23 protein-coding genes, 2 tRNA genes and 1 rRNA gene are annotated in these 26,027 nt (G+C 47.2%); 13 read left to right on the forward strand and 13 right to left on the reverse strand.

Going from position 1 to position 26,027, the window contains the following annotated elements; all coding sequences use genetic code 11:
• Positions 1-156: 156 nt before the first annotated feature.
• The 4 genes from rrf to Q365_RS0118165 all read left to right on the forward strand — a co-directional run bounded on the left by rrf (position 157) and on the right by Q365_RS0118165 (position 1,978).
• Positions 157-272: ribosomal RNA gene (gene rrf, locus Q365_RS0118150) — 5S ribosomal RNA — on the forward strand.
• Positions 273-378: 106 nt separating this feature from the next.
• A tRNA-Asp gene (locus Q365_RS0118155) sits at positions 379-455 on the forward strand.
• 36 nt (positions 456-491) lie between these two features.
• Positions 492-568, forward strand: a tRNA-Trp gene (locus Q365_RS0118160).
• A gap of 552 nt (positions 569-1,120) precedes the next feature.
• Complete coding sequence (locus Q365_RS0118165; RefSeq protein ID WP_028024669.1) at positions 1,121-1,978, forward strand: endonuclease/exonuclease/phosphatase family protein; 858 nt, start codon at positions 1,121-1,123, stop codon at positions 1,976-1,978.
• Positions 1,979-1,994: 16 nt separating this feature from the next.
• Here the strand turns inward: Q365_RS0118165 and focA are convergent, their stop codons facing one another.
• Entirely contained in the window at positions 1,995-3,449 is a 1,455-nt protein-coding gene (gene focA / locus Q365_RS0118170; protein ID WP_028024670.1) for a formate transporter FocA, read from the reverse strand.
• A gap of 218 nt (positions 3,450-3,667) precedes the next feature.
• Between focA and Q365_RS0118175 the strand changes: the two genes are divergently transcribed.
• Complete coding sequence (locus tag Q365_RS0118175; RefSeq protein ID WP_028024671.1) at positions 3,668-4,573, forward strand: LysR substrate-binding domain-containing protein; 906 nt, start codon at positions 3,668-3,670, stop codon at positions 4,571-4,573.
• Positions 4,574-4,638: 65 nt separating this feature from the next.
• Here the strand turns inward: Q365_RS0118175 and Q365_RS0118180 are convergent, their stop codons facing one another.
• Positions 4,639-6,210 (reverse strand): lytic transglycosylase, encoded by a 1,572-nt coding sequence (locus Q365_RS0118180; protein ID WP_028024672.1) that lies wholly within the window; start codon positions 6,208-6,210, stop codon positions 4,639-4,641.
• Between the two features lie 72 nt (positions 6,211-6,282).
• Positions 6,283-7,041, reverse strand: a complete 759-nt coding sequence (gene gloB, locus Q365_RS0118185) for a hydroxyacylglutathione hydrolase (RefSeq protein ID WP_028024673.1) — start codon at positions 7,039-7,041, stop codon at positions 6,283-6,285.
• 31 nt (positions 7,042-7,072) lie between these two features.
• Between gloB and Q365_RS0118190 the strand changes: the two genes are divergently transcribed.
• Positions 7,073-7,807, forward strand: coding sequence for a methyltransferase domain-containing protein (locus tag Q365_RS0118190; RefSeq protein ID WP_028024674.1), 735 nt, complete (start codon positions 7,073-7,075; stop codon positions 7,805-7,807).
• A gap of 55 nt (positions 7,808-7,862) precedes the next feature.
• Here Q365_RS0118190 and rnhA read toward each other — a convergent pair whose 3' ends face one another.
• Positions 7,863-8,330 (reverse strand): ribonuclease HI, encoded by a 468-nt coding sequence (gene rnhA, locus Q365_RS0118195; protein WP_028024675.1) that lies wholly within the window; start codon positions 8,328-8,330, stop codon positions 7,863-7,865.
• A gap of 51 nt (positions 8,331-8,381) precedes the next feature.
• Here rnhA and dnaQ point away from each other — a divergent pair, with 51 nt between their 5' ends.
• Both dnaQ and Q365_RS0118205 read left to right on the forward strand, forming a co-directional pair.
• Positions 8,382-9,110, forward strand: a complete 729-nt coding sequence (gene dnaQ, locus Q365_RS0118200) for a DNA polymerase III subunit epsilon (protein ID WP_035025348.1) — start codon at positions 8,382-8,384, stop codon at positions 9,108-9,110.
• A gap of 11 nt (positions 9,111-9,121) precedes the next feature.
• A complete protein-coding gene (locus Q365_RS0118205) occupies positions 9,122-10,405 on the forward strand; it encodes a TIGR03503 family protein (RefSeq protein ID WP_028024677.1) in 1,284 nt (427 codons plus the stop codon).
• Between the two features lie 182 nt (positions 10,406-10,587).
• On the opposite strand, the gene fadE is transcribed toward Q365_RS0118205, so the two are convergent.
• The gene (fadE, locus tag Q365_RS0118210; protein ID WP_028024678.1) at positions 10,588-13,038 is read right to left on the reverse strand and encodes an acyl-CoA dehydrogenase FadE; all 2,451 of its coding nucleotides are present in this window, start codon (positions 13,036-13,038) and stop codon (positions 10,588-10,590) included.
• Positions 13,039-13,325: 287 nt separating this feature from the next.
• Between fadE and lpcA the strand changes: the two genes are divergently transcribed.
• A complete protein-coding gene (gene lpcA / locus Q365_RS0118215) occupies positions 13,326-13,904 on the forward strand; it encodes a D-sedoheptulose 7-phosphate isomerase (RefSeq protein WP_028024679.1) in 579 nt (192 codons plus the stop codon).
• A gap of 77 nt (positions 13,905-13,981) precedes the next feature.
• Positions 13,982-14,773 (forward strand): class II glutamine amidotransferase, encoded by a 792-nt coding sequence (locus Q365_RS0118220; RefSeq protein WP_028024680.1) that lies wholly within the window; start codon positions 13,982-13,984, stop codon positions 14,771-14,773.
• A gap of 331 nt (positions 14,774-15,104) precedes the next feature.
• On the opposite strand, the gene Q365_RS0118225 is transcribed toward Q365_RS0118220, so the two are convergent.
• The 3 genes from Q365_RS0118225 to purM all read right to left on the reverse strand — a co-directional run bounded on the left by Q365_RS0118225 (position 15,105) and on the right by purM (position 18,956).
• Positions 15,105-17,027 (reverse strand): methyl-accepting chemotaxis protein, encoded by a 1,923-nt coding sequence (locus Q365_RS0118225; RefSeq protein ID WP_028024681.1) that lies wholly within the window; start codon positions 17,025-17,027, stop codon positions 15,105-15,107.
• Between the two features lie 247 nt (positions 17,028-17,274).
• The gene (gene purN / locus Q365_RS0118230; protein WP_028024682.1) at positions 17,275-17,910 is read right to left on the reverse strand and encodes a phosphoribosylglycinamide formyltransferase; all 636 of its coding nucleotides are present in this window, start codon (positions 17,908-17,910) and stop codon (positions 17,275-17,277) included.
• A gap of 2 nt (positions 17,911-17,912) precedes the next feature.
• Entirely contained in the window at positions 17,913-18,956 is a 1,044-nt protein-coding gene (gene purM, locus Q365_RS0118235; RefSeq protein ID WP_028024683.1) for a phosphoribosylformylglycinamidine cyclo-ligase, read from the reverse strand.
• A 180-nt stretch (positions 18,957-19,136) separates the two neighbouring features.
• Here purM and upp point away from each other — a divergent pair, with 180 nt between their 5' ends.
• A complete protein-coding gene (gene upp, locus Q365_RS0118240; protein WP_028024684.1) occupies positions 19,137-19,763 on the forward strand; it encodes a uracil phosphoribosyltransferase in 627 nt (208 codons plus the stop codon).
• Positions 19,764-19,842: 79 nt separating this feature from the next.
• On the opposite strand, the gene Q365_RS0118245 is transcribed toward upp, so the two are convergent.
• The gene (locus Q365_RS0118245; protein WP_028024685.1) at positions 19,843-21,084 is read right to left on the reverse strand and encodes a uracil-xanthine permease family protein; all 1,242 of its coding nucleotides are present in this window, start codon (positions 21,082-21,084) and stop codon (positions 19,843-19,845) included.
• Positions 21,085-21,399: 315 nt separating this feature from the next.
• Here Q365_RS0118245 and Q365_RS0118250 point away from each other — a divergent pair, with 315 nt between their 5' ends.
• Positions 21,400-22,572, forward strand: coding sequence for a DUF2066 domain-containing protein (locus tag Q365_RS0118250; protein WP_245621576.1), 1,173 nt, complete (start codon positions 21,400-21,402; stop codon positions 22,570-22,572).
• Positions 22,573-22,669: 97 nt separating this feature from the next.
• Here the strand turns inward: Q365_RS0118250 and Q365_RS0118255 are convergent, their stop codons facing one another.
• From Q365_RS0118255 to bepA, 4 genes are all read right to left on the reverse strand, one after another.
• The gene (locus tag Q365_RS0118255) at positions 22,670-23,083 is read right to left on the reverse strand and encodes a DUF2069 domain-containing protein (RefSeq protein WP_028024687.1); all 414 of its coding nucleotides are present in this window, start codon (positions 23,081-23,083) and stop codon (positions 22,670-22,672) included.
• A gap of 44 nt (positions 23,084-23,127) precedes the next feature.
• Complete coding sequence (wrbA, locus tag Q365_RS0118260) at positions 23,128-23,721, reverse strand: NAD(P)H:quinone oxidoreductase (RefSeq protein ID WP_028024688.1); 594 nt, start codon at positions 23,719-23,721, stop codon at positions 23,128-23,130.
• On the reverse strand, positions 23,721-24,071 hold the full coding sequence (gene arsC / locus Q365_RS0118265; RefSeq protein WP_028024689.1) for an arsenate reductase (glutaredoxin): 351 nt from the start codon (positions 24,069-24,071) through the stop codon (positions 23,721-23,723). The genes wrbA and arsC overlap by 1 nt, the downstream gene beginning before the upstream one ends.
• A 99-nt stretch (positions 24,072-24,170) precedes the next feature.
• Entirely contained in the window at positions 24,171-25,628 is a 1,458-nt protein-coding gene (gene bepA, locus Q365_RS0118270) for a beta-barrel assembly-enhancing protease (RefSeq protein WP_028024690.1), read from the reverse strand.
• A 173-nt stretch (positions 25,629-25,801) separates the two neighbouring features.
• Between bepA and Q365_RS0118275 the strand changes: the two genes are divergently transcribed.
• Complete coding sequence (locus Q365_RS0118275; protein ID WP_028024691.1) at positions 25,802-26,023, forward strand: sulfurtransferase TusA family protein; 222 nt, start codon at positions 25,802-25,804, stop codon at positions 26,021-26,023.
• The last annotated feature ends 4 nt before the right edge of the window (positions 26,024-26,027 follow it).

The raw sequence follows: 26,027 nt of genomic DNA on the forward strand, positions 1-26,027 counted from the left end.
TGAGCTAACTGATACTAATTGCCCGTGAGGCTTAACCATACAACACCCAAGGGGTTTTAGCGGACTCAAATAAGAACATTGAATGTGTAAGAGAAGCTAGTCAGAATTTTCCCAGATTTTAGTTTTTCGCGAATGCGGGAAACACAACAAGATTTGCTTGGCGACCATAGCGTTATGGACCCACCTGACTCCATGCCGAACTCAGTAGTGAAACGTAACAGCGCCGATGGTAGTGTGGGGTCTCCCCATGTGAGAGTAGGACATCGCCAGGCTTCAAATTCGTTTTCATCTTTTTCAGGAAAAGATGAAGGCAAAAAGATTAGATACGTGTATTGAACGACATGTATCGGATAGGCAGGACACTGTTTATCACCGTGTGGAGCGGTAGTTCAGTTGGTTAGAATACCGGCCTGTCACGCCGGGGGTCGCGGGTTCGAGTCCCGTCCGCTCCGCCATTTATTCAGACAGAGTTAAGTCTTTAAAATAACTATAGGGGTGTAGCTCCAATTGGCAGAGCAGCGGATTCCAAATCCGCGTGTTGGGAGTTCGAATCTCTCCACCCCTGCCACATTTAAGGCTCTAGCAGAAATGCTAGAGCCTTTTTCGTATGCGTTATTTCAAAATCACACCGTTAGTCAGAATGCTGGCCTTGGATAAATCTCTCGAATGCTAGCTTTGTCCACCGCTGCCACATTTAAGGCACTAGACTGTGCGTAGCGAAGAAATGCTAGCGCTTTTTTGTATGCCAGCTTTAGACGAACTCACACCTGTCACATTTTAGACTCTATGAAGAGCTTCTCTTTGATGTTGGTATCTCTTGCTTTTGGTAAGGTGTGTAGGTGCTGTTATGTGAATGTTCTATAACGGATATGCCATTGATTAATGCAAGAACGCCAAATTGTTTGAATATCAACTTACTCTAGTAGCCAGCGTGATTTTTTAATCTGATATGTTCAATGTAATATGCCTTACTGGGTGCCTATTTATTACCCCGATTGAAGTGACTTGCTACGTTGATTGACAATGTTGAGAACAGGTGGACATGTCACTTACTATGATTTTTTCGCGTCGTTTTGTAGCGGATTTACACCCATCAATATATTAGATAATGAGCTTTCTTATGAGCCAATTTAAGCAACGCTGGGTTGTTATTTTTGCGCTATTGCTGCTTGTCGGATGTGCTGCTGTGTACTTCATGGTTGATGTTCCTGCTGAAGCGAGTCTTGCTTCCGGAGACAAGAAGGTGAAGTGCCGTGATTATGCATCACCGACGATTATCGACACGGGAGTGCCTCTCAATGTCGCGGTATGGAATATTTATAAGCAGCAGTTAGATGGCTGGGATACTGAGCTTTCAACGTTATCGAAAAGGAATGCGTTGATTTTATTGCAGGAAGCACAAAGTAAACCTAGGTTGTCCCAGTATATCGAACGTGAAGGTTGGCACAGTAATCAGGCTTATGCTTTCGCTGTAAATGGAGAGATTGCCGGGGTCATGACACTTTCAGATGCGATACCGAAGAGAGTCTGCGCGTACACAAAAGTTGAGCCGTATTTACGATTGCCGAAGAGTGCGCTGTATAGTCAGTTTGCTCTCTCAAACGGCGAATCACTCTCTGTGGTTAATATCCACAGCATTAATTTCACTTTTGGCACTGATGAGTATCGGGCGCAATTACGGGCGCTGGTGCAAGCCGCAAGCGGGCTTGATGGCCCTCTAATTGTTGCAGGGGATTTGAACACATGGAGTGATGAGCGGCTCGAACTCGTCAGCGAAGAGCTTCATCACCTTGGTTTGGCTGAGGTTGAATTTAGAAGAGATGAGCGATTGAAGGTCTTTGGGCATGCGCTTGACCATCTGTTTTATCGAGGCGTCGAACTTAAAGCATCCTCCTCGCAGTCTACGTCAGCCTCTGATCATGCGTTTATTGAAGCATCTTTTGTCTTTATGCTACATGACGAAAGGGACAGCTTGTAGGCTGTCCCTTCATTTCTTAACTGACTCTTTCCATCAGGCTTTGTGGCTCATTCTCATAGAGCGGCCTTAGTGCTTGAATGATGTCAGAGCGCGAAATAACACCGACCAATCGTCCATCCGTAATCACCGGCATGATATGTGGTTTGCTCACTTTTGCTTCTTTGACGCGTTCTTTCAGTGACAAGGTAGAAAAGCTAGTTGCAATACCCATTGGAGATACAGGGAACACTTTTTCTTTGTCCATCACTAGAAACTCCGCAACATCAATCAAACTTTCGTTGGCATTAAGCGCAGTCACTTCGTCGCTCATTAACTCGCCGACCAGAGAGTTCGTGTTTGGCAGGTAGTCTTCACACCAAAGGTTGACCATCGCATCGTGCACGGAGAAGAAGCCCACGACTTGCTGTTGTTCATTGCATACTGGTGCGCCAGTCAGGCAATTTGAAAGCAAGGTATCAATGGCGTCAGCCGTGCGGTCGCTTGCTTTCAGGACGATAGGGCTTTTGTTCATTAGGTCTTTTACTTTCACATTGTTCATCATGGCAGAGTCCTTAGTCGCTTTTTTAATGTCAACTGGCGTGTTAACGCTCAGCATGTCAGGTTGTTGCATCTGTTTACGGTAAATTCCCCAGTTGGCGAGCCCTACAAGCACAGCGCCGCCGACAATATTGCCGAGAGTGACTGGGATAAGGTTGTTGATTAAAAAGTTATTGATAGTGAGGTCGGAATAACTCGCTGCGTTTGTTCCAAGCCCTAACCAGAATGTGTCTGGTGAGAAGTGAGTAATGACGATACCCAGAGGCACCATAAACATATTGGCAATGCTATGTTCGAACCCACTTGATACAAACATGGCGACTGGGAGCATGGTCATCACGGCTTTGACGATAGGGTTAGCAGAACAAAAGGTCAGCCAAATTGCAGTACAGACCAGAATGTTACACAGCACACCCAATGTAAAAGCTTCGAGCCAAGTATGATGTAACTTGTGTTGTGCAATGTTGAGCGCATTGAGCCCCCACTGCCCGCCATCAAGTTGGTATAAGCCTGCAGCGGTAACCATGACAACAAGTAGCGTTGCACCCAAGAAGTTGCCTACATAGACCTTGCCCCAAGTGGAAAGCAATTTGCGTGTACCCACCTGATTGTTTGCCCATGAAATGCTCGACAGAACCGTACTGGTAAACAGTTCGCCTTCAAAAATCACAATCAGTATCAGTCCCATACTGAATGCAAAGCCGCCAATTAAGCGATTTACACCCCAACTCGTACTGTCGTTGCCGGTTGTCACCGTAATGTAGAAAAGAAATGCGAGCCCGATAAATGCGCCGGCTAGCGTTGCAAGGCTCAGTGTTGCGCCACTCTTTTTACTGATTTTTTTTAAGGCATAGCGTTCTGCTTCATTCATCATTTCTGATGCCGAGAACCCTTTGACTGAGACGAACTCGTGTTCAGAGTAGGCTGTTGTCATTACTGCTCCTCCCAAAGAATATCCATGTGTTTTCCTTTTGTTGTGTTTGGCTAAATGCCCGACTTCCTAATCAGCGTAATGGAGTGAGCAGTATCAAGTACAATTGATAATTCTTTGAATTGTCTTCAGATTTATTGATGATTTTTCGGCGCTCTGTACAATGAATACATAATAAAAAAATAGGTTATTTCGGTTGGTTTTTTAGGGAGAAAAAGACGATGCGATATTCGCTCAAACAGCTTGCAGTTTTTGATACTGTGGCGGACACAGGTAGTGTTAGCCAAGCCGCTGAAATACTGTCGCTGACTCAATCAGCAACCAGCATGTCATTGTCTCAGCTGGAAAAAATGCTAGGACGGCCGTTGTTTGAACGCAAAGGCAAGGGGTTGATTCTTACGCACTGGGGGAGTTGGCTAAGACCTAAGGCAAAACGCCTTTTGCGAGACGCAAAACAGATAGAAATGGGGATCTACGAGCAGCACTTGCTTAGTGGCGAAATTCGACTGGGAGCCAGCCAAACGCCTGCGGAACATCTCGTGCCAGACCTTATCAGTATTATTGATAATGACTTTCCAGAAATTCGAATTTCCTTAGGCGTTCATAGCACGAGTTCCGTCATTTCTGGTGTGCTCGATTATCGTTATGATCTCGGGATTATAGAAGGACGTTGTGATGATAATCGCCTACATCAAGAACCTTGGTGCAATGACCACCTCACTATTGTCGCTTCCTCCCATCATCCGTTTTCTCGTCATGATCAAGTTAGCATCGCGCAGTTAGAACAAGCTAAGTGGGTGCTGCGAGAGCAAGGATCAGGCACGAGAACGGCGTTTGAAAGCTCAATTTGCCACCATATTGAAGACCTTGATGTTTGGCGTGAGTACGAACATGTGCCCGTAATTCGGAGCCTAGTCGCGAATGGCTCTTACTTGACGTGTCTCCCTTATCTCGATGTTGAACCCTATATTGAAAGCGGCAAGCTTGTAGCACTGAACGTCCCTGAACTGAAAATGGCACGTTCGCTGTCGTTTGTATGGCGCGCTGACATGGCAGAGAACCCATTGGTTGACTGTTTCAAACGTGAAGGGATTAGGATGATGAAGCGTCATCCAATGGTCATGTGATTCTTTGGATCAAAAAAGGGCATTGTGGAATACAAGGCCCTTTTTATCTATCAGAAAAATTGAAGCTACGCGCTGACTTTTGTTACATCAATATACAGTTTCAATTGTTGCCCTGGCTGAATATAAGCGTTCTTCTTCAATGAGTTCCACTTAATCAGATCGGTTACAGAGACCTTATATCGAGAAGCAATGCCACTCAGCGAGTCTCCCTCGCGGATTTTGTAAAAGATAGTGCGAATACGAGCACCTTCTTCCGCTTTTTTCCACACAACCAAATCTTGACCGATACGCAGTGGGTCTTTCGGGCTCATACCATTCCAGCGGGCTAGCTCGCTATGTGAGACACCATGCTTCCGAGAGATTGTCCAAAAACTATCCCCTTTAGTAACCTTGTGAGTTAGCTTTACATCCCCGCGTTTTTTGCTTGTCATTTTTGCAAGACGTTGAGGTGCGCTCAGTGAATATTGGCTCTCATCTTTCAGTGCAACAGGGATCAGCAAATGTTGGCCAACACGTATATTGGTTCCTCTGATGCTATTTGCACGTTGAATCACTTTTACTGTTGTATTGTGTCGCTGCGCAATCAAGCCTAATGAGTCGCCGCCTTTGACTTTATAGCGGGTGACCTTAATGCCTTGATTGTTATTCTCAGCAAGGTTAGTCGTGAATTGTTCCACGTTGGCTTTTGGCAATAAAAGCTGGTTGTTTCCGTCAGGTGCGGTTGCCCAGTGGTTATACGCTGGATTTAGGCTTTGTAACTTAGACAATGAGAGTCCCGCATAGCTAGCGGCAAGCGCCAAATCCATCTGAACATTCGGTTCGACGACTTCGAGTACCGGCTGGTTCGCAATTGCCGGTAGCACCAAACCGTATTTTTCTTTGTTTTTAACCACATCAGCAACGGCAATCAGCTTAGGTACATAACCACTGGTTTCTTTGGGTAAAGACAATGACCAAAAATCGGTAGGTTTACCTGCTGCTTTGTTCTTGCGAATTGCACGGAAAACACGCCCTTCGCCAGTGTTGTAGGCTGCAAGCGCATGGAGCCAATCACCATCAAATTTCTTGTGGAGATACTCCAATAAGTCTAATGCTGCGTCGGTTGACGCCACAACGTCTCGACGACCGTCATACCACCAGTTTTGCTCAAGTCCGAAGCGGCGACCTGTTTCCGGTACAAATTGCCACAAACCTGCTGCGCGCCCATGTGAATATGCAAATTGGTCAAAAGAACTTTCGACCACGGGAAGCAATGCAATTTCTAGCGGAATACCGCGCTCTTCCACTTTTTCAGTGATCAGATGAAGAAACGGCTCTGCACGTTTAGAGACAGTGTGGAGGTGCTGAGGGTGCTTTAAGTACCAACTACGGTAGTATTTAACTCGTTCGTTTTCGGGTACAGGCATGTCCATTTGCATGGCAATCCGATTCCAGACATCCTCCTGATTTTGCGGAGTAATCACAGGTGCCTCAACCTTAGGTTCAAGCGTCTCAGCTTGTTGGTTCGTTGCAGCTTCCTTGGCTTGCAAGGTTTCCTGTTGGTCTGGCGTATTAGTCGTTGTTGCGACGTCATCTTGCCCTGTTAATTGGCATCCTGCGAGAAACATCGATCCCACTAATACGTAACGGAACTTCATTAATAGATTAACCTTTCAAAAAATGGCCGGTGATGATAATCGGCCTGACCGTTTGCTTACAAGTGACTTGCGTCAAAATTCATCTTTCCAACGTCTGAGCGCTGCAAATGTTTCAACATCAGAGCTGTCCGTCGCAGTATGTTTCACCGCTTCTTTGACTGAAGCGTGATTCACGCGCAAAAATGGATTAATGCTCTTTTCGCGACCAATCGTCGACGGCAATGTCATTTGATTGATGGCTCGTAAATCGTTAACAGTGAGTACATACTCACCAAGCGCAGTATTACTGGGTTCAACCACTTGAGCAAATTTCAAGTTTGATTGTGTGTATTCGTGCGTGCAAAACACCAAAGTTTCATCAGGAAAAGTGGCTAGGCGCATTAAAGATGAATGCATCTGAGAAGGCGAGCCTTCAAAAAGGCGACCACATCCACCAGAAAACAAAGTATCACCGCAAAACAGCATACCTTCGGTATGATAAGCAATGTGGTCAACAGTATGTCCCGGGACATGTAAAACGGTGAATGGCGTGTTAAGCAAAGAAAATGATGCGTTGTCCTCAAGAGGATGAGTGACTTGTGAGAATCGTGCGGTTGACGGGCCATAAACGGTGGCACCAGCATAAACAGATGTTAACGCATTGACACCACCCACGTGGTCAGCGTGATGGTGAGTTAGCAATATTGCGTCTAAGATAAGCTCATGCTCAGCCAGAAATGCGAGCACAGGCTTTGCATCGCCGGGATCAACAACAACACAATGATTGTCATCATTTTTTAGTAGCCAGATGTAATTGTCATTGAATGCGGGTATGCTTGATATCGATAGCATTTTCACTCTCCAGCTATAACTCAAATACTCTATGAAGCCAGCACGCAGTCAACGTCCATTGGAATACCCGTATACATGGGAACAATTCGCTCATGGTGAATGGGCGTGCTCTCATATTCAGACTCGGCTCGACGAATGGCTTCCTCGATTTTTTGGTTACCACATGCTGAAACTGGGCGGCTTAAGCTGCGAGTTAACCAGCGGGCATTGTAACATCCAACATCAAGTCTGCATTGATAAGTTAAACCCATTGCGAAATGTCGAAGCAGACGGCTACCAACTTCCGTTTGTTGATAAAGCTTTTGACGTTTGCATTCTCGCGAACCAGCTAGATTACTCTGGCGACCCCCATCGATTATTACGCGAAATTGATAGAGTGATGATCGATGATGGCTATTTGGTACTTTCTGGTGTCAACCCGAGTAGCTTGATGGGGATCGGACGCTTAATTCCGTGGCGTAAGAATAAACTGCCGTGGAATGGAAGAATGTTCAGTCCACTTCGTGTGCGTGATTGGTTGGGGTTGCTGAATTACGAGATCATGGAAATGTCGTGTTTTGGTTTGGTCCCTGCGACACAACACCGAACCTGCGGGGTTTGGTTTGAAAATGCATGTTCAGGTCTGTTGCCAGCAATGGGATCGCTCTATTTCATTGTGGCGAGAAAACGAACCTATCCATTGAAGCCGATTAAACCCGAGTGGAAAATGCGAAAACGCTTATCGCCAGTCAGTGTGAATTATAGAACCGGATCTGGCGACGTTTGAATGCGAGAAGGTGTCGGCGACAAGCATAGCGCTGTGCGCTTGATATTGGCGTGAATTACTCGTTGGGTTTGTAGCCTGTATCCGGTTGCGTTGGTTTTTCAGCACCTGCACGAGCGAGTTCGTCACAACGTTCATTTTCAGGGTGGCCAGCGTGACCTTTTACCCATTGCCAATCGATGGTGTGGCGCTGAGATTCCGTGTCGAGCTTTTGCCACAGATCTGCATTCTTCACTGGCTTTTTATCAGCTGTTTTCCAGCCTCGTTTTTTCCAATTGTGAATCCACTGCGTAATGCCTTGGCGTACGTACTGACTATCCGTGGTTAGTACTACTGAGCATGGCTCTTTGAGGCTAGCAAGGCCCATGATGGCAGCAAGTAACTCCATGCGGTTGTTTGTGGTGAGTTCAAAGCCTTCGCTCATCTCTTTTTCATGTTGCTTATAGCGTAAAACCACGCCATAACCGCCAGGTCCAGGATTGCCGAGGCAAGATCCATCAGTGAAAATTTCTACCTGCTTGACCATATTTGTTAGTATCTATTTAAATTAATCGCCAAGTCTGACATAAGTGACGCCATGAAAGCCAGTTACGACAGAATAATCGTTCTCGATACAGAAACCACGGGTATGAACCGTGAAGGTGGCCCTGTTTATGAAGGCCATAAAATTATTGAAATTGGTGCCGTTGAAATTGTTAACCGCAAGCTAACGGGGCGACACTTTCACGTGTATATCAAGCCAGATCGCGAGATAGACCCTGAGGCTATCTCCGTTCACGGTATTACCGATGAGTTTTTGGTGGGTAAGCCGGAATACGCTGCTATTCATGAAGAATTTCTGGCGTTCATTAAAGGGGCTGAACTGGTCGCGCATAATGCGCCCTTTGACGTCAGCTTTATGGATCACGAGTTCCAAACCGTTGATCCGAGCATCGGCAAAACTGAAGACTATTGTAAAATCACCGATACCCTTGCGATGGCAAGGAAGATCTTCCCTGGCAAGCGCAACAACCTCGATGTGCTCTGTGATCGTTATGGTATAGATAACTCGCACCGAACACTGCACGGCGCATTGTTGGATGCCGAGATACTCGCCGACGTTTATCTATTAATGACGGGTGGGCAAACAACCTTGTCCTTCAGTGGAACGGATTCAAATGGACAAGATACCAATGATGAATCAATCCGACGTGTTGAAGTGGGAACAAAAAAACTAAAGATCATCCATGCCTCTGCCGATGAACTAATAGAACATGAAGCGCAGCTGGACGTTATTGCGAAAAACGGCAGCTGTCTCTGGCGGTAACAGGAGATGATATGAAAATGGGATGGTTTGGCGTGCTGCTTGCGTTGCTGACGGTATTCAGTGCCGCAGCGGAGCAGACATCTGATCGTGACATTCGATTATTGAATAACCGTTTTCGTATCGATTCCACCATCACTCAGGTAGCGTTTGTTATCTATCGCAAGAACCCAAGCAAGCCCGTTGTTCTTGTGCAACCTGATGGCACCAAGCTGTATGAATGGCGTCACCCTGACAACGTGTCTTGGCACAAAGAGCCGGACATGGATATCGTATCCATTTTTGACCCAATGCCTGGGCCGTGGCAGGCAATAGGTAAAGTGACACCAGAGAATAAGATACGCATATTGTCGGAGCTGAGCATGAAGGTAGATACCTTCCCTCATCGGCTCTATCAAGGGGAAACCCTTAAGTTCACTGCACGCCTAATGCAAGCTGGCGAGCCACTAAACCTTCGAGACTTTCTCGATCGCGTCGAATTGACGGTAACCTTCACCGAATACTTGGAGAGTGTGGATGACATCCCCGTTGATCAGCGTCCGCAGGAAATGTCTCTGGGACGATTTATCGATGATGGTTCTGGGTTGGATGAAGTGGCTGGGGATGGCATTTTTACCGTTGAGTTGCCCGTCAATGCTGCGCCAGGAAAGTACCGTGCGCGGGTAACGTCTGGAAATGGCGTTTTCTTTCGTACACTAGAACAAGAGGTTCTCGTGTACCCAACGCCTTTAATGGCGACGTTTAAGCAAAGCCGCAAAAAAGCGCTTCCTCACCACCTGCTTGTGGAGTCAGACTCAGCAAGTATCGAAAATGGCTCCATTGCAGCACATGCTGAATTCAAAGATCCCAAAGGAAAAGTGTCGGTCTATCAAGGCGTGTCTGGCAAAGAATATACCGCGCTGAATGTCGATATTGATAACTTTATTGAGCCTGGTCAGCACAAGTGGTTTGCTTGGCTCTATGGAACAGACAAGTTATCGGGGCGCTCGTTGGTTTTCCATTTGCCTGAGCAGACGTTTGCAGTGGCAGACTACGAAGCCATTGAAAAGGCAAAGCTCGAGCGAGAGGAAAGAGAAGCTGAGCGTGCGCGCATTGAAGAGGAAAGACTTCAAGCGATTCAGCGAGAAGAAGACCGCAAGATGGCAATGATCACCATTATTGGCGGTAACATCTTATTGCTTGTTTTGGCGATACTGACTTGGTTTATCATTCGTAAAATCAAAGCGAAGAAACTCGCGGCTGAAACAGAAGAAGAGTTAGAAGCGCCACCTCCTGAGGGGTCTGATAAAGCAGCGTGATGCTTGTGGCTCGTGGTTTGTGGTAAGAGAGAAACCGCGTGTGAGACTACCACGCCGCGATTAAGCCTTAAAAGCCTTGAGGGCGTTTGATAGTCATCAGCGTAGACAGTATGAGTGAGACAAAAAAAGGAGAAGCGATGCTTCTCCTTTTTTGATGCCATGTTTGTTAACACATGCTCAGATTATGCTGCATGGATAACCTTATCTAAGGTTTTGCTTGCTGCGGCAAGCTCATCGGATTCAAAGTCGTCAACATTGATGGTTTCCAATCGACCCGCTTCTGCGATGCATAGGATCTCCGCTTCTTTGTCGGTGATCACGCCTTCACGTAAACCAATCTGCGCCACTTTGTCGAGGAACATGAACGGTAGCTTTTGACCTGTTGTATCACAGACCTTTTTGTAGACAGGCTCAGCCGCCAAAATGTCGAGTAGGGCTTTTTCAATCTTACCGACAGGGTTGTGCTCTGAGGCTTCGAGGAACTGACCACGACCAATTCGGCTTCTCGACTCTCCCGGCGTTTGCAAGATTTGAGCAACCTTGCCGTCCAATTGGTCATTCGGTTTGGTGCGACGAGTGCCAAATGGGAACAGCAGGACACGCAGTGGCGCCGCTACCCATCGGCTTGGGAAGTTATCCAAAAACTCAATCAACGCCGTCTCCGTTTGATACAAAGCGTCTTGCATGCCCCAATGAACCAAAGGCATATCGGCTTTCTGATAACCTTCATCGGCATATCGCTTCATGGTTGAAGAAGCGAGGTAGAGTTGGCTCAATACATCACCAAGGCGAGCAGAAAGACGTTCTTTGCGTTTTAGGTTACCACCAAGTACAGCCATCGAAATATCGGATAGCAACGCGAGGTTAGACGCATAGCGGTTCATTTGTTGGTAGTAACGTGCGGTTTCGTCTTTTCGTGGTGAATTCGACGTACGACCGTCAGTCAGACCTAGCCACACAGAACGAACCAGATTACTGATCACAAAGCCAACGTGACCAAACAGCGCTTGATCGAAAGAGCTAAGGGCTTCGCGCTCGTTTTCGTTGTATGCCGCTTCCATTTCAGTCAACACAAACGGATGGCAACGAATCGCGCCTTGGCCATAGATGATCATTGAGCGTGTCAGGATGTTCGCGCCTTCAACCGTAATGGCAATCGGTGAACCTTGGTAACCTCGGGCCAAGAAGTTCTTCGGCCCTAGACAAATGCCTTTACCGCCCACGACATCCATGGCATCAATCACACTGCGCTGACCACGGTGAGTACAGTGGTATTTCACAATGGCTGAGATAACTGAAGGTTTTTCACCTAAATCGATACCAGTCACGGTTAATGCACTAGCCGCATCCATCACATACGCATTACCACCTATTCGTGCCAGTGGCTCTTCGATGCCCTCCATTTTACCAATAGGCAATTTGAATTGGCGTCGAATACGCGCATAAGCACCCGTTGCCAAGGCTGCCGACTTAAGACCGCCCGTTGAATTAGAAGGCAGCGTGATACCACGACCAACAGAAAGACACTCGACCAGCATACGCCAGCCTTGACCAGCCATTTCTGGGCCACCAATGATAAAGTCCAAAGGAACGAAAATGTTGTTACCGCGCGTTGGACCATTTTGGAATGGCAGGTTCAGCGGGAAGTGTCGACGACCAATTTCCACACCATCGAGGTCAGTCGGGATTAATGCACAGGTAATGCCGAGGTCGGTTTCGTTGCCAAGCAATCCGTCTGGGTCTTTTAGTTTGAAGGCCAAACCAAGCACAGTCGCCACCGGAGCAAGGGTGATGTAACGTTTGTTCCACGTGATCGACATCCCCAGCACTTCTTCGCCTTGCCACATGCCTTTCGTAACGAAACCTTCGTCAGGAATCGATCCTGCATCCGAACCTGCTTCTGGGCTAGTGAGAGCAAAGCATGGAATCTCAAGGCCGTTGGCCAATCGAGGCAGGTAATAATCTTTTTGATCACGCGTACCATAATGCTGAAGCAGTTCGCCAGGGCCTAAGCTATTTGGAACACCAACGGTGGAAGAAAGCACACTAGATACACCGGTCAGTTTTTGCAAAACCAGAGATTGCGCGTAAGCAGAAAACTCAAGCCCACCATATTCTTTCTTGATAATCATGGCGAAGAACTTGTTGTCCTTTAAGTACTGCCATACGTCTTCCGGAAGGTCTGCAAGTTCGTGTGTCACTTGGTAGTCGTTGACTATACGACACACTTCATTAACGGGCCCATCAAGGAAAGCGCGCTCTTCAACACTCAAGCGTGGCGCAGGGATGTCATGCAGTTTGTTCCAATCTGGCGCACCACGGAAAAGGTCTGCTTCCCACCACACAGTGCCAGCATCAATGGCTTCCTTTTCTGTTTGTGACATTTCAGGCATGACACCTTTAAACATCTTGAGTGCCGGTTTGCTCAGCCAGCTTTCACGAAAAGCACGCACATTCAGAGGAATGGCGATGGCAAAGAAAACTAACCACGTAATTTGGCCTACGTTGCCAAGGAGTGATCCAATTATTAACAAAGTCGCTGCGGCGGCAGTGAACAATTTCAGGCCAGCACGGTGATACGCTAAAAGCGCAAGCACTGCTAAGAACGTTATTAGATATAGGGTTGTTGCCATGTCAGGTTCTCCTTCTCCATCAACCCAGCTTAAATTGGTAAGAGGTCATACCACTTAATTGTAAGCAGGTTTTTGCAAGAATGTAAAACAATGACCCGTAAAAATGTGCACCGTCTTTCACAGATTAGGTAAATTGCTCTAATCCATTTTTCAGATAATTGTTTTCATTCAACAATCACAACCGTCATGGGAATATCGACAGCTTCCAGTGTTTACGGGTACACTGGCTCAAGACAAATTTGGGCGGCTTGCCCCATGCCATTCAACATAAAAAAAGAGAATAGCCCATGTACCAAGACCTTATTCGCTCTGAGCTGACTGAAGCTGCAAGCGTGCTAGACGCGTTTCTAAAAGACGAAAAGAATATTGCGAACATTGAAGCTGCTGCAAAGCATCTGGCGGATTCATTTAAAGCAGGCGGCAAAGTGCTGTCATGCGGTAACGGTGGTTCACACTGTGACGCGATGCATTTTGCTGAAGAACTGACAGGTCGCTACCGCGAAAACCGTCCAGGTTACCCTGCGATTGCGATTTCAGACCCTAGCCATATCTCTTGTGTGAGTAATGACTTTGGTTATGAGTTTGTCTTCTCACGCTACCTTGAAGCTGTCGGTATGAAAGGCGATGTGTTATTTGGTCTGTCTACATCGGGTAACTCAGGTAACATTCTTCGTGCGATTGAAGCGGCAAAAGCCAAAGGCATGACATCTATCATGTTGACGGGCAAAGACGGCGGTAAAATGGCAGGACTGGCGGACATTGAAATCCGTGTACCGCATTTTGGTTATGCTGACCGTATTCAGGAAGTGCACATCAAGATCATCCACATCCTGATCCAGCTTGTTGAAAAAGAAATGGAAAAATAATTGGGCATTGCCCAAGCCGTGCTGAGTTGCTCACTGAAGAGCAACTCTCGCCGTTGATAAGGAAAGTGTGACGGAACATGTGTGAACTTCTTGGCATGAGTGCCAATGTCCCAACTGATATTTGTTTTAGTTTTACGGGTTTGATTCAGCGTGGTGGCAATACAGGTCCGCACCGAGATGGTTGGGGAATCGTCTTTTACGAAGGCAAAGGCTTTCGCACATTCAAAGATCCCAACCCTAGCTGTAACTCTAAAATCGCCGAACTCGTTCAAAGTTACCCCATCAAAAGCTGTGCGGTAGTGAGTCATATTCGACAAGCTAACCGAGGGGATGTGAATCTCGAAAACACGCATCCTTTTACACGTGAGATTTGGGGACGTTATTGGACGTACGCGCACAATGGTCAGCTGACAGGTTATGAAGATATGCCATCTGGGCACTTTAAACCGGTTGGTGAGACAGACAGCGAGAAAGCATTTTGCTGGCTACTGCATGAAATTGAGCAGTATTACCCAGAAAAGCCTGAAGACATGACGGAGGTCTTCCGTTTTATCGCAAGCCGATGTGACACATTGCGTGAACTGGGTGTGTTTAACATGCTGTTTAGCGATGGTGATTATGTCATGGCGTATTGCACCAATAATCTCCATTGGATCACTCGCCGTGCGCCGTTTGGCAAAGCTAGTTTGATTGATGAAGATGTTACGGTCGATTTTCAAGAAGAAACGACGCCAAACGACGTGGTGACTGTGATTGCAACTCAGCCACTCACTAACAATGAAACCTGGCACAAAATGCAGCCTGGTGAATATTGTGTGTTTCATCTTGGTGAAGTCATCACCTGTAATCGCGCTGATTTTTCTGGCTGATATACCCAAACAACCCGAAGATGCTGGATTCAGCGAGCTTTAATGACGTTATGATCAAGGCGTCACTTTGCCGATGTAGTGAGCTCCATTAAAAAGGGACAACACCGAGCATGACGTCAGTAAACTCGCCCGAAGGGAGGCCCTCAGAGCGTCCACTTCATCGTTAAATCCCTGTGAAATAGAATGACTATTCCTACAAGAATTTGCCTTGAATTGAACACTCTGATGGCCTCTGAAATCGAGCATCTTCAGGTTACTTGGGTATAAGAAGGGGTAAATGCCCATGTTGGCGCATTGACCCCTTTATCAATCCATGACTCTTTCTGGCGATCTATATTTTATAGTGAGCTAACTGTTGGGTCATATCTCCTGCGAGTGACTCCAGTGATGCACTGGATTTCTTCACTGTTTCAGTGTGATGAGTGTTCTCTTCGCTAATAGCGTTGATGAGCGAGACATTGTTAGTGATCTCTTCTGAAAGAGAGAGTTGCTGATTTGCCGTGCCACTGATCCCAGAGTTAGCCGCATTGATCTGTTGCACCGCATTCAAAATGTTTTTAAAGAACTCACCAGTAGATTTGGCTATCTCCAAATTTGATATTGCCGTATCGCGGTTTTTCTCCATCAACGATGACATCTGACTTGAGCCGGATTGCAGGCGCTCAATCATTCCTCGAATCTCTTCTGTTGATGCTTGTGTGCGGCTGGCGAGAGAGCGAACCTCATCGGCGACCACGGCAAAACCTCGCCCTTGCTCACCAGCGCGAGCCGCTTCAATAGCGGCATTGAGCGCGAGTAAGTTGGTCTGTTCTGCAATCTGCAAAATAACGTCCAAGATCCCGCTAATATCACCGGTCGCTTTGGTGAGTTCGTTCACCACATCTGTGGATGTGGTCATTGATTGGTGTTGATTCTCAATACTCTGAATCATCTCTTGAACGACGCGACTACCCGTTTGCACTTGCTCATCTGCGCTTTCGACAGCGGTTGTAGCGACCCTGACATTTTCAGCGACTTCTTGCACCGCTTCGTTGATTTGGTGAACGGACGACGACACTTTTTGTGTTTGTTCGCTTTGTTTTCTCATCGCAACCCAAGACTGTTGAGCCACATCAGAAAGGGAGTGAGAGGCGGTGGTTAATTCTTGAGATGATGTTGATGCTTGTTGAATGGTGTGCTGAATTCTGGCCAATACGCGGTCAAAACTGCGAGCCATCGTACCAAATTCATCTTTGCGGTCTGAATTGAATCGCTTGGTGAGATCACCTTCACCTTCAGCAATGTCATCGATTGTGGCGATAAACTCGTTCAGGGGGGTCACAATAATGCGTCTCATGGTAACGACGATAACCAAGGCAAAAAGCACCACGACTGCCATCACTGTGATGAATGCGCTCCATGCCGCATTCGAAGTGAGCGCTGTCACATCTGATTCGGGGTAGGCGAGCACGACGTCGTAACCCCACTTGTCAAAAGGAATGGTTGAAATATTCCAACCTTTTGCGTTGTCAGCGAGAGCGTCGTTTATCGTTGTGCTGCCCACGTCTTTAGAATGTGCGCGAATGCGTTGTTGGTTGTCGCGCAGCGCGATAAATCCATTCTCCAACAGCCCCGAGTTTTCGATGGCAAGATTGAGGTGGCTTAGTTCGGCAGAGTAGCCGACATACCAAATACCAATAATTTGATTGGTGTTATCTCGAATCGGGCTGTAAGCCGTGATGTAGGGGTCGCCGAGAATATCGATCTTACCGTAATATGCGTTCCCGTCTCTGATCGTTAAGTCGACCTTTCCGCCTGGGGACAGGATGGTTCCCGTAGCGCGTTTGTCATTTTTAATGACATTGGTAGCAATGCGAACGAATTCGTTGTTGTCCTTAGCAAAGATGGTTGCTGTACCGCCCATAATCTCTGTAATGCCGTCAACAAGTGCGAAATTATTCGCTTGGCTGGTGCCGCCCAGATACATGTTGGTGGCTTGTCGATCACTGACCGTGACTTTCTCTCCGAGTGCAGCTTCACCGAGAGAACTCCCTTCTTTGATCAATAGGTTCATACTGCTTCGGACGCGATCCATCACTAATCCATGAGAGCTTTCCATCAGCCCGATCATTTCCTGCCCAATCGCGTCTTTTTCTTTCTCAATTTGAAGCCGAGTAATCTCTGCTTGGTTGGAGTAATTGAGGAAAAAAACGATAACACCCACAATCAGACCAATCACGGCGATGATGAGTGAAAACTTTCGTTGAATAGGCATTGGTATATCCCCTATGTCAAAGGTGTTGCCTTTGATTTGATTCAAATGATTCATTTTTTGAACAATAAAAAGGAGTATAGACAAAGTTCTAGATGCAATGAGTGAAGCGTGATTTGGCGTGTGGGATATTAAATTTAACTAACTGAATATAATCAAAAAATACACGTCGTTTGATGGGTAAAAAAATGGCTGCCGTCCATAGGAAGGCAGCCAGTTCTATTGATTAATGAGAGAGGTTTAATTGGCGTTAGTCTGTCGCATAACCTGATAGGCCAAGTTCATTGCTGTCGAGAAATGCTTTTTCATTACTCATGTTGAGGCGGTTCTGACAGAACCACTCAATGACAATGGGATAGATGCGATACTCTTGCTCTTGAACCTTTGCCATTAAGGTGTCGGCATTGTCCTGCGCTAAGATAGGCACTTGAGCTTGAAGAATAACAGGCCCGCCATCGAGCTCTTCAGTCACAAAGTGCACAGAGGTTCCATGCGCTTTGTCACCTGCGTCAATGGCACGCTGGTGGGTATTCAAGCCCGTGTACTTAGGCAGCAACGAAGGGTGAATATTGATCATTTTACCGTGGTAATGCTGAACGAACTCAGGCGTTAATATTCGCATGAAGCCAGCGAGCACAATAAGATCAGGTTGATAACCATCAATGGCCGTCATCAACTTATCGTCATATTCGCTGCGATCTGTGATGCCTTTGCTTTTCACAACGACAGCATCAATACCAGCTTCTTTCGCACGGGTCAGTCCGTAAGCATCTTCTTTGTTTGCCACTACCGCTGCTATCTTGATGCCATCATTTCCATGGCATTGATCGATAATGGCTTGCAAGTTAGAGCCGTTTCCGGAAACCAGCACTACCACGTTTTTCATGATCACCCCTTGATTTCTACCTGCTCTTCATCAGCAGATGCATTCGCAATGTTGCCAAGTAGCCACGCGTTCTCACCTTCTTGGTTAAGAATGTCGATAGCTTGTTGAGCTTGCTCAGCAGGTAGGGCAATGATCAAACCAACACCACAGTTAAAGGTGCGGTACATTTCGTGTTGAGTGACGTTGCCGTTTTCTTGTAGCCATTTGAAAATCGCTGGCCATTCCCAGCTGTTTCCATCGATAACCGCTTTCGTGCCTTCAGGCAGAACGCGTGGGATGTTTTCCCAGAAACCGCCGCCAGTGATGTGAGAAATCGCATGCGCATCGCAGGTTTCTAGCATCTTAAGAACAGGCTTAACATAAATGCGAGTTGGTTCTAGAAGGTGGTCGCCCAACGGCTTTCCTTCAAGGTCTGCGGATACATCGGCGTTTGATACTTCGATGATCTTACGAACCAAGCTGTAGCCATTTGAGTGTGGGCCTGAAGATGCGATAGCGATGATCGCGTCTCCAGCACTGACTTTAGAGCCGTCAATGATGTCTTCTTTTTCCACAACACCGACACAGAAACCTGCAACGTCGTAGTCTTCTCCGTCATACATGCCTGGCATTTCAGCGGTCTCACCGCCGATCAAGGCACAGCCTGACTGCAAACAACCTTCACCAATACCAGTGACAACATCTGCCGCAGTATCAACATCCAGTTTGCCAGTTGCATAGTAATCAAGGAAGAAGAGAGGCTCTGCACCTTGAACAATCAAATCGTTCACGCACATAGCAACCAAATCGATACCAATGGTGTCGTGTTTTTTCAGATCCATCGCTAGGCGAAGCTTGGTACCTACACCATCAGTACCGGAAACCAGTACGGGTTGTTTGTATTTTGTAGGCAATTCGCAAAGTGCGCCAAAGCCACCGATGCCACCCATGACTTCAGGGCGACGCGTGCGCTTAACTACACCTTTGATTCTGTCAACGAGGGCGTTACCTGCATCGATATCTACACCTGCATCTTTGTAGCTAAGAGAAGACTTATTATCGCTCACTGGGGATCCTTACCGAGTTGTGGACTTAAAAGCGGCGCTATTTTAACAGTGCCATTCTAAAAAGGAAAACGTTTGCGTCAGGCAATTTGCAGCAAAAAAGCGCAACTAGTTGTCTGTAACTATTCCACCCATATTTCTTGTGTATAATGCGGTTAATTTGTTTTTTTGCAGGAGTCTGTCATGAAAGTGGTTGAGGTTAAGCACCCGCTGGTTAAGCATAAAATCGGTTTGATGCGTGAAGGTGACATCAGCACCAAGCGTTTCCGTGAGTTGGCCACTGAAGTTGGCAGCCTGCTGACGTACGAAGCAACATCAGACTTCGAAACCGAAAAAGTGACAATTGAAGGGTGGAATGGCCCTGTTGAAGTCGATCAGATAAAAGGTAAGAAAGTCACGGTTGTGCCAATCCTCCGTGCAGGTCTGGGCATGATGGATGGCGTGCTTGAGCATATTCCAAGTGCACGTATTAGCGTGGTTGGTATTTACCGCGATGAAGAAACGTTAGAGCCAGTGCCTTATTTCCATAAACTGGCGAGCAACATCAATGAGCGTATGGCGCTGGTGGTTGACCCAATGCTGGCGACTGGTGGTTCGATGATCGCGACAATCGATCTATTGAAAGAGAACGGTTGTTTCAACATCAAAGTGTTGGTACTTGTTGCCGCACCTGAAGGTCTTGAAGCGCTAGAGAAGGCGCACCCAGATGTTGAGCTGTATACCGCTGCCATCGATGAAAAACTCAATGACAAAGGCTACATCGTGCCTGGCTTGGGTGATGCGGGCGATAAGATTTTTGGTACCAAGTAAGTTTTAGTTGTACTTGCAACACCAATAATGAGAAAGGCTTCCATCATGGAAGCCTTTTTTGTACTTGTTTTTCGCTTAATCAGTCTTCCATTTGCGCATTGTCGACAACGTGGGTCTCGCCCATGTCATGCGGAAGGATGAGGTTAAGCAAGATAGCCACGATACCGCACAAGCTGATACCTTGAAGGCTGAATTCGCCAATACCAAACGCCATACCACCAATACCAAACACCAGTGTTACAGCCACAATGGTCAGGTTGCGTGCTTTGTGAAGGTCCACTTGGTTCTTAATCAATGTGTTAAGACCAACGGTTGCGATAGAACCGAACAGCAAAATCATAATGCCGCCCATAACCGGTACAGGAATGGTTTGCAGCACGGCGCCAAGCTTACCAACAAAGGCCAATATGATCGCAGTAACAGCCGCCCAAGTCATGATCGCTGGGTTAAATGCGCGAGTCAGCATAACCGCCCCAGTCACTTCACTGTATGTGGTGTTTGGTGGCGCACCGAACATTGAAGCGGCAATCGTTGCCACGCCGTCACCTGCCATGGTGCGGTGCAGACCTGGTTTCTTCAGGTAGTCTTTACCCGTTACGTTTGAAATAGCCAGCATATCGCCAACGTGCTCAACCGCAGGTGCAATCGCCACCGGGATCATAAACAAAATGGCATTGATATTGAAAGCTGGTGCGGTGAATGCAGGCATAGCAAGCCAAGCGGCGTTAAGAACGGGAGAGAAATCGACCACGCCAAAGAACAATGCAACGAGGTAGCCAGATACAATACCCGCTAGAATGGGAACCAGTCGAAAGAAGCCTTTTGCAAACACAGACATGGCAATGGTGGTGACTAGTGAGACGCCTGAAATCCAAAGTGCGACCGAACCATCAACAAGCTGAAAAGCGCCATCGCCAGATTTTCCAAGCGCCATGTTAACCGCAGCGGGTGCTAATCCTAGACCGATGACCATGATGACTGGGCCAACGACCACTGGCGGGAGCAGTTTGTGAATGAAGCCCACGCCACGTACTTTGATGATGCCACCCATAATGACATAAACCAAACCCGCGACCATGAGTCCGCCCATGGTGGCTGGAATACCCCATGTTTGAACACCGAACATGATAGGAGCAATAAAGGCAAAAGAAGAGGCAAGGAAAATGGGGACAGAACGTTTGGTAACTAGTTGGAAAAGAAGGGTACCGACACCCGCACCGAAGAGAGCAACGTTAGGGTCGAGTCCGGTTAACAGCGGAACCAACACCAACGCGCCGAAGGCAACAAATAGCATTTGTGCCCCTAATAAGAATTGCATCATGACGCTCCTTCTGAAATGAAAAAATCGGCGGATACTACCACTAAAAGTAGGCGCTTTGCAGTGATTGATGCTGTCTTGTCGACGAGTTACACAGTCATTTCTAACTTTCTTTGAAGCTTGTGGTCTATGAAATGTGTTTGTGAGGTTTATACTTTTTCTGTCGATGGGGATGGATATGTGGCGACGAATTGATCATATGTGGCTCATTGAATAGTGTCGCTTGGTTATATCGCTCAAATTCGGTGTTTTGCCATTGCTGACAGTGTGGCTTCAATTTATGATCAACGTTTAACATTCGAGTTGTCTGGCAAATATATGTTACGAATATTCTTTTTCGTTTTGGCGTTAGCACTAGGGCAAACCAGTGCAATGGCTTCTGCGTTGTTCAGTACGGAAGTTGTGCTGGATGATAGTGATACCGCGACAGAGCAAACCGCGAAACAAAAAGCGTTTGTTGATGTGCTGGTTCGTATGTCGGGTCAGTCCAATGTGGGCGAAAACCCAGTGATTCAAAAAGCGCTTCCTTCGGTAAACCAATATATTACGCAGTTGGGGTACGGAGAATCAGAAGGGCTACGCAGCTTAGTTTTGGCATTTGATGATGCAAAAATCAGAACACTACTAACACAAGCACAAGTGCCATATTGGGGGCTGCCGCGTCCTGAAGTGCTGTTTTGGCTGGTGGAAGACAGCGCATCACAGCGCAATGTGGTGTGGGAACAGTCTGGTTCTGACTTGATTACGACTCTCAAAGCGGAAGGAGAGCGACGAGGTTTGCCCGTTCTGATGCCAGTGGGCGACTTTGACGATGTGGTTGCGATTTCCATTCCTGATCTTTGGGGGGGATTCACTGGGCCAATTTCTCAAGCGAGTACGCGTTATAACCCGACCGGTGTTGCCGTTGTCAAAGTTCGTAATAATCGTTTGAGTTGGCAGTTATTTCCCAATGCGGCAAATATTGGTGGCGATGCGCCAATAGAGGGGCAAGTATCGGGTGCGCCAGCACAAGCATTTGCAACAATGGTTGATGATATCTCTAACTATTACGCTGAACGCTTAGCGATTAATCTTGGTGTTGCTGATAGCAATGCGACGGCGTTAACCATTACGGGCTTGAACGATGCTGAAGATTTCTTTGTGGTTGAGCGCACGCTAAAAGGACTTAACTCGGTTGCATCTCTTCGATTAGCGTCCATTGAATCAGGCACTGCGACGTTTCGCATCAGCCTATTGGCCAATGAAGAAATCTTCCACAATGAAATGATGTCTGACCGTCGTCTTCGTCGTGTTGAAGTATTACCAGAGCCAGTTGTTGAAACGCTACCAACACCAACACCGGCACCAACACAACCAGTCGGTGTTAATGGCGAATCACAAGAGACTATCGACGGTGTTATTGTTCCTGTTATTGAGGAACCCGCTTTGATTGAAGCGCCTCAGGTAACTCATACTGACACATCGACATTGACCTACCAATGGGTGGGTTAAGCCTGAAATAGTCGACGTTTATACAAAAAGAAAAGCAGGTGAATCCACCTGCTTTTTTTGTCTCTGAGCAATAGTTGTCAGTATCAGAGGCTATCGCTTATTTTTCAAATCGTGCTTTCTCTTCGCGTTCTACTTGGGAAAGTTTCTTAAGACCCAACCCCATTTCTTGCCCTTTTCGTTTCGCGAAATAGATGTTGCTGACAAATGAAATCGAAGTCAGTACCAATTCGACGAGGGCAAGCCAACGCTCTCCTTGGTCAATCCACAAGATCGTTAATGCATGAGTGAAGTAGAGCATCAAAATGAAGTTCGCCCACGCATGTGTATAAGGCTTACCCGTAATGATCCCTTTTAACGGCAAAAGTAGCGGCAATAACCAAGCGATGGTGACACCATAAGGGTTTACATGGATATGTGGCGACAAAATGCCATGCCACAACGCCACCCAGCCAAACAGGGCTAGGTAAGAAGAAAGCGCTACAGCCCTAAGGCGAGAAGTAGAAGAGAACAACGGGATAACTCCTTTTATCTAAGTCTTATTTCTGTCTCTTGGGATCAATGTCGAAGCTTCGTTGCAATGTCCGCGAGTCTTTTGCCTGCTGCGATAGCGAGACTTTTTTCGTCATTATCAGGTTGACGGTGACCTTCAACGCTAACGTGTGAAGGGCCATATGGAGAGCCGCCACCTGACGTCGTGTGCAATGCTGGTTCTGAATGGGGAAGTCCAACAATGACCATGCCATGGTGTAGCAGTGGCAACATCATGGACTGCAACGTGGTTTCTTGCCCACCGTGCAACATTGAGCCTGAGTTAAATACCATTGCTGGCTTACCGATTAATGTCCCCTCAAGCCATGCTTTGCTGGTGCTGTCGATAAAATGTTTCAGCGGTGCCGCCATATTACCGAAACGCACCGGGCTGCCCAATGCCATGCCATGGCAGGCCTTCAGATCGTCCAGCGTGACATAGGGATCGTCGGGGTTAGCCGTGGTCGCGGAAACGTCGGTGGCTTCCCCTGCGAACATTAACTCAGGTACCGTACGCAGCCTTGCAATCGCACCGGATGACTCAATGCCTCTTGCCAGCAGGCGAGCCATTTTTTTTGTGCCCCCGTGGCGGCTGTAGTAGAGCACCAATATCTCTGTCATTAGAGAATATCGAGCACATTTTCAGGGGGGCGACCCATTGCCGCTTTACCATTGGCTACTACGATAGGGCGCTCAATCAGTTTTGGATTTGCTGCCATGGCGACGATTAACTGTTCGTCAGTGACAGAGCTGTCGCCAAGGTTGAGTTCTTTGTAGATGTCTTCCTTGGTGCGCATCATTTCACGTGGCGACTCAAAACCAAGCTGAGAAAGCAATGTCTTGATGGTGTCTATCGAAGGAGGGGTATCTAAATAGGCCACAATTTCTGGCTCAATGCCACGCTCTGTAAGCAGCGCCAAGGTTTGGCGACTCTTTGAGCAACGAGAGTTGTGGTAAATGGTGACTGACATGAAAGCTCCTTGTACTGCGTTATTTGCCGCAGTTTATGTTGTCATTTCCCAAGCCAAGATATGCATAAAAGCATCTTGGCTTAGATTTAATGCCTTTTGTTAGCGTTGAAGTGCGCTGAAACGCGCTTCTTCCACCCTCAGCTGATCAATACGTGCATCGTAGCGAGCTTGATCAAGACTGCCAAGCTCAACCAACTGGCTAGCTTGTGTGTAATTGTGAATGGCTTTGTGCCAGCGCCCTTGCAAGGCATACAGTTCACCTTGTGCGGCCAAAGCGCCATGGCGAACCCCTTGTTTATCGAAGGCTTCTTGGAGAAGAGACCAGCCATTAACATCATTCGGGAAACGATGAGTGTATCGTGTGAGACCCGTTGTCGCTTCTTTGTATCTTTCTGCATTGATCAACACATAATCTCGGTTCAATAACAGCACCGGGTTATTAGGCTGACTCTCTAGCGCTTGGTCTAGGCGTTTCACTGCTTGGTCGAAATGCTTCTGACTCACGTCCAAATCGGTCATGGCATCAAGGAAAAAACGATTGTTAGGCTGCGCCTTGATGAGTGGGGCTAGCAGTTTCCCCGCTTTCTCAAACTGACGACTGTCAATGTAGATCAAAGCCTTGCCGTAGTTGATGGATTGCGCTTGAGCAGGCGATGCCTTTCTCAATTCACGGTTAAATCCATCCAACGCGGCGGCGTGATCCAAGCCAGCATATCGCGCTATCACACGAGACCTTGCTAGTTGATATTCTGGTGAGTAAGGCACGGTTTTTTGCGGATACTGCTGAGCGCGCGCACGTGAATCCGTAATGCGCGAATCTGGCATGGGGTGCGTCAGCAAAAACTGAGGCGGCTTAGAAGCAAAGCGATATTGGTCAGATAAGCGCGTGAAGAAACGCGGCATCGCATTCACATCAAACCCTGAACGCGACAAGGTTTCGATGCCGACGCGATCAGCTTCTTTTTCGTTACTGCGTGTGTAGTTGATTCGGCTTTGGATGGATGCTGCCGTTGTTGCTTGTGCGGCAGCGATACCCGCCTGTGGGGCGGCAATGGCCAGTAACAAAGACCCAACTAAGGCCGCTGTCGTCAATGGCGTTTGCTTTGCTTGATCTTCCATTGCTCGCGCGAGGTGTCGTTGGGTTAAGTGTGCGATCTCGTGAGCAACGACCGATGCCAGTTCACTTTCACTTTGAGCATGAAGGAAAAGGCCAGTATGAAGAGCAACGTGTCCACCGAAGAATGCAAACGCATTAATGTCACGATTGCGAATTAAGATGAACTCAAACGGCGTTTTAACATCGTTCGCATTTGCAACTAATGTTGCACCTAGCGATGAAATATACTCGGAAAGAAGAGGGTCGTTAACGATCGGCTGACTGCCACGCAGTATGCGCATGTAAGCCTTACCGTATTCAATTTCTTTTTCGACTGACAAAGTGCCAGCTGCGGCCGTCCCAATGTCGGGCAGACTGCTGTAACTGGTTGCCATCACAGGGGATGATAGTGAAAGAGAGGCGACTAAAAGACTTGTCGTCATTTTTTTAAACAACTGCATAACTGACGTTGGTGCCTCCAGCACGCGGAAAAAAAGGGTGCGAAATCTTATAGGTAGACAGCAAACTTGTAGAGAGGTTCTGTGTCGCTTAACGAAGCACGAGGTTACCTGAACTACATCTCCGCGCCGTTTAAGTATACAATGCGGTCGATAATAGCGATCAGTGAGAAAGAATGGAAATTCAATCCCTTGATTTGCGTGAGCATCGCTGTCCTATGGCGTTGCTTATGGCCAAAAGAGCCTGTGCAAAATTGGGGCAGGGAGAGCAATTAGCGCTATACGTGTTGGACAGCGGTACAGTGAAGGATATTCCCCGCTACTTAAATAGCAATGGGTTTGATTTTGAGCAAAGCGTTGTGTCTGGTGCGACGGTGTTTTACGTCACCAAACTTTAAACGG

This window comes from Enterovibrio calviensis DSM 14347, assembly GCF_000621165.1.
In the GTDB taxonomy this organism is placed as follows: domain Bacteria; phylum Pseudomonadota; class Gammaproteobacteria; order Enterobacterales; family Vibrionaceae; genus Enterovibrio; species Enterovibrio calviensis.

What these genes read in the sequence shown, in the direction of transcription:
- dnaQ (WP_035025348.1), top strand. Translation starts at nt 8,382, where the DNA reads ATGAAAGCCAGTTACGACAGAATAATCGTTCTCGATACAGAAACCACG.
- Q365_RS0118225 (WP_028024681.1), bottom strand. Translation starts at nt 17,027, where the DNA reads ATGCCTATTCAACGAAAGTTTTCACTCATCATCGCCGTGATTGGTCTG.
- gloB (WP_028024673.1), bottom strand. Translation starts at nt 7,041, where the DNA reads ATGCTATCGATATCAAGCATACCCGCATTCAATGACAATTACATCTGG.
- fadE (WP_028024678.1), bottom strand. Translation starts at nt 13,038, where the DNA reads ATGGCAACAACCCTATATCTAATAACGTTCTTAGCAGTGCTTGCGCTT.
- rnhA (WP_028024675.1), bottom strand. Translation starts at nt 8,330, where the DNA reads ATGGTCAAGCAGGTAGAAATTTTCACTGATGGATCTTGCCTCGGCAAT.
- Q365_RS0118175 (WP_028024671.1), top strand. Translation starts at nt 3,668, where the DNA reads ATGCGATATTCGCTCAAACAGCTTGCAGTTTTTGATACTGTGGCGGAC.
- Q365_RS0118250 (WP_245621576.1), top strand. Translation starts at nt 21,400, where the DNA reads ATGTTACGAATATTCTTTTTCGTTTTGGCGTTAGCACTAGGGCAAACC.
- bepA (WP_028024690.1), bottom strand. Translation starts at nt 25,628, where the DNA reads ATGCAGTTGTTTAAAAAAATGACGACAAGTCTTTTAGTCGCCTCTCTT.
- arsC (WP_028024689.1), bottom strand. Translation starts at nt 24,071, where the DNA reads ATGTCAGTCACCATTTACCACAACTCTCGTTGCTCAAAGAGTCGCCAA.
- Q365_RS0118205 (WP_028024677.1), top strand. Translation starts at nt 9,122, where the DNA reads ATGAAAATGGGATGGTTTGGCGTGCTGCTTGCGTTGCTGACGGTATTC.
- Q365_RS0118220 (WP_028024680.1), top strand. Translation starts at nt 13,982, where the DNA reads ATGTGTGAACTTCTTGGCATGAGTGCCAATGTCCCAACTGATATTTGT.
- Q365_RS0118165 (WP_028024669.1), top strand. Translation starts at nt 1,121, where the DNA reads ATGAGCCAATTTAAGCAACGCTGGGTTGTTATTTTTGCGCTATTGCTG.
- focA (WP_028024670.1), bottom strand. Translation starts at nt 3,449, where the DNA reads ATGACAACAGCCTACTCTGAACACGAGTTCGTCTCAGTCAAAGGGTTC.
- Q365_RS0118275 (WP_028024691.1), top strand. Translation starts at nt 25,802, where the DNA reads ATGGAAATTCAATCCCTTGATTTGCGTGAGCATCGCTGTCCTATGGCG.
- upp (WP_028024684.1), top strand. Translation starts at nt 19,137, where the DNA reads ATGAAAGTGGTTGAGGTTAAGCACCCGCTGGTTAAGCATAAAATCGGT.
- Q365_RS0118245 (WP_028024685.1), bottom strand. Translation starts at nt 21,084, where the DNA reads ATGATGCAATTCTTATTAGGGGCACAAATGCTATTTGTTGCCTTCGGC.
- wrbA (WP_028024688.1), bottom strand. Translation starts at nt 23,721, where the DNA reads ATGACAGAGATATTGGTGCTCTACTACAGCCGCCACGGGGGCACAAAA.
- lpcA (WP_028024679.1), top strand. Translation starts at nt 13,326, where the DNA reads ATGTACCAAGACCTTATTCGCTCTGAGCTGACTGAAGCTGCAAGCGTG.
- purN (WP_028024682.1), bottom strand. Translation starts at nt 17,910, where the DNA reads ATGAAAAACGTGGTAGTGCTGGTTTCCGGAAACGGCTCTAACTTGCAA.
- Q365_RS0118190 (WP_028024674.1), top strand. Translation starts at nt 7,073, where the DNA reads ATGAAGCCAGCACGCAGTCAACGTCCATTGGAATACCCGTATACATGG.
- Q365_RS0118180 (WP_028024672.1), bottom strand. Translation starts at nt 6,210, where the DNA reads ATGAAGTTCCGTTACGTATTAGTGGGATCGATGTTTCTCGCAGGATGC.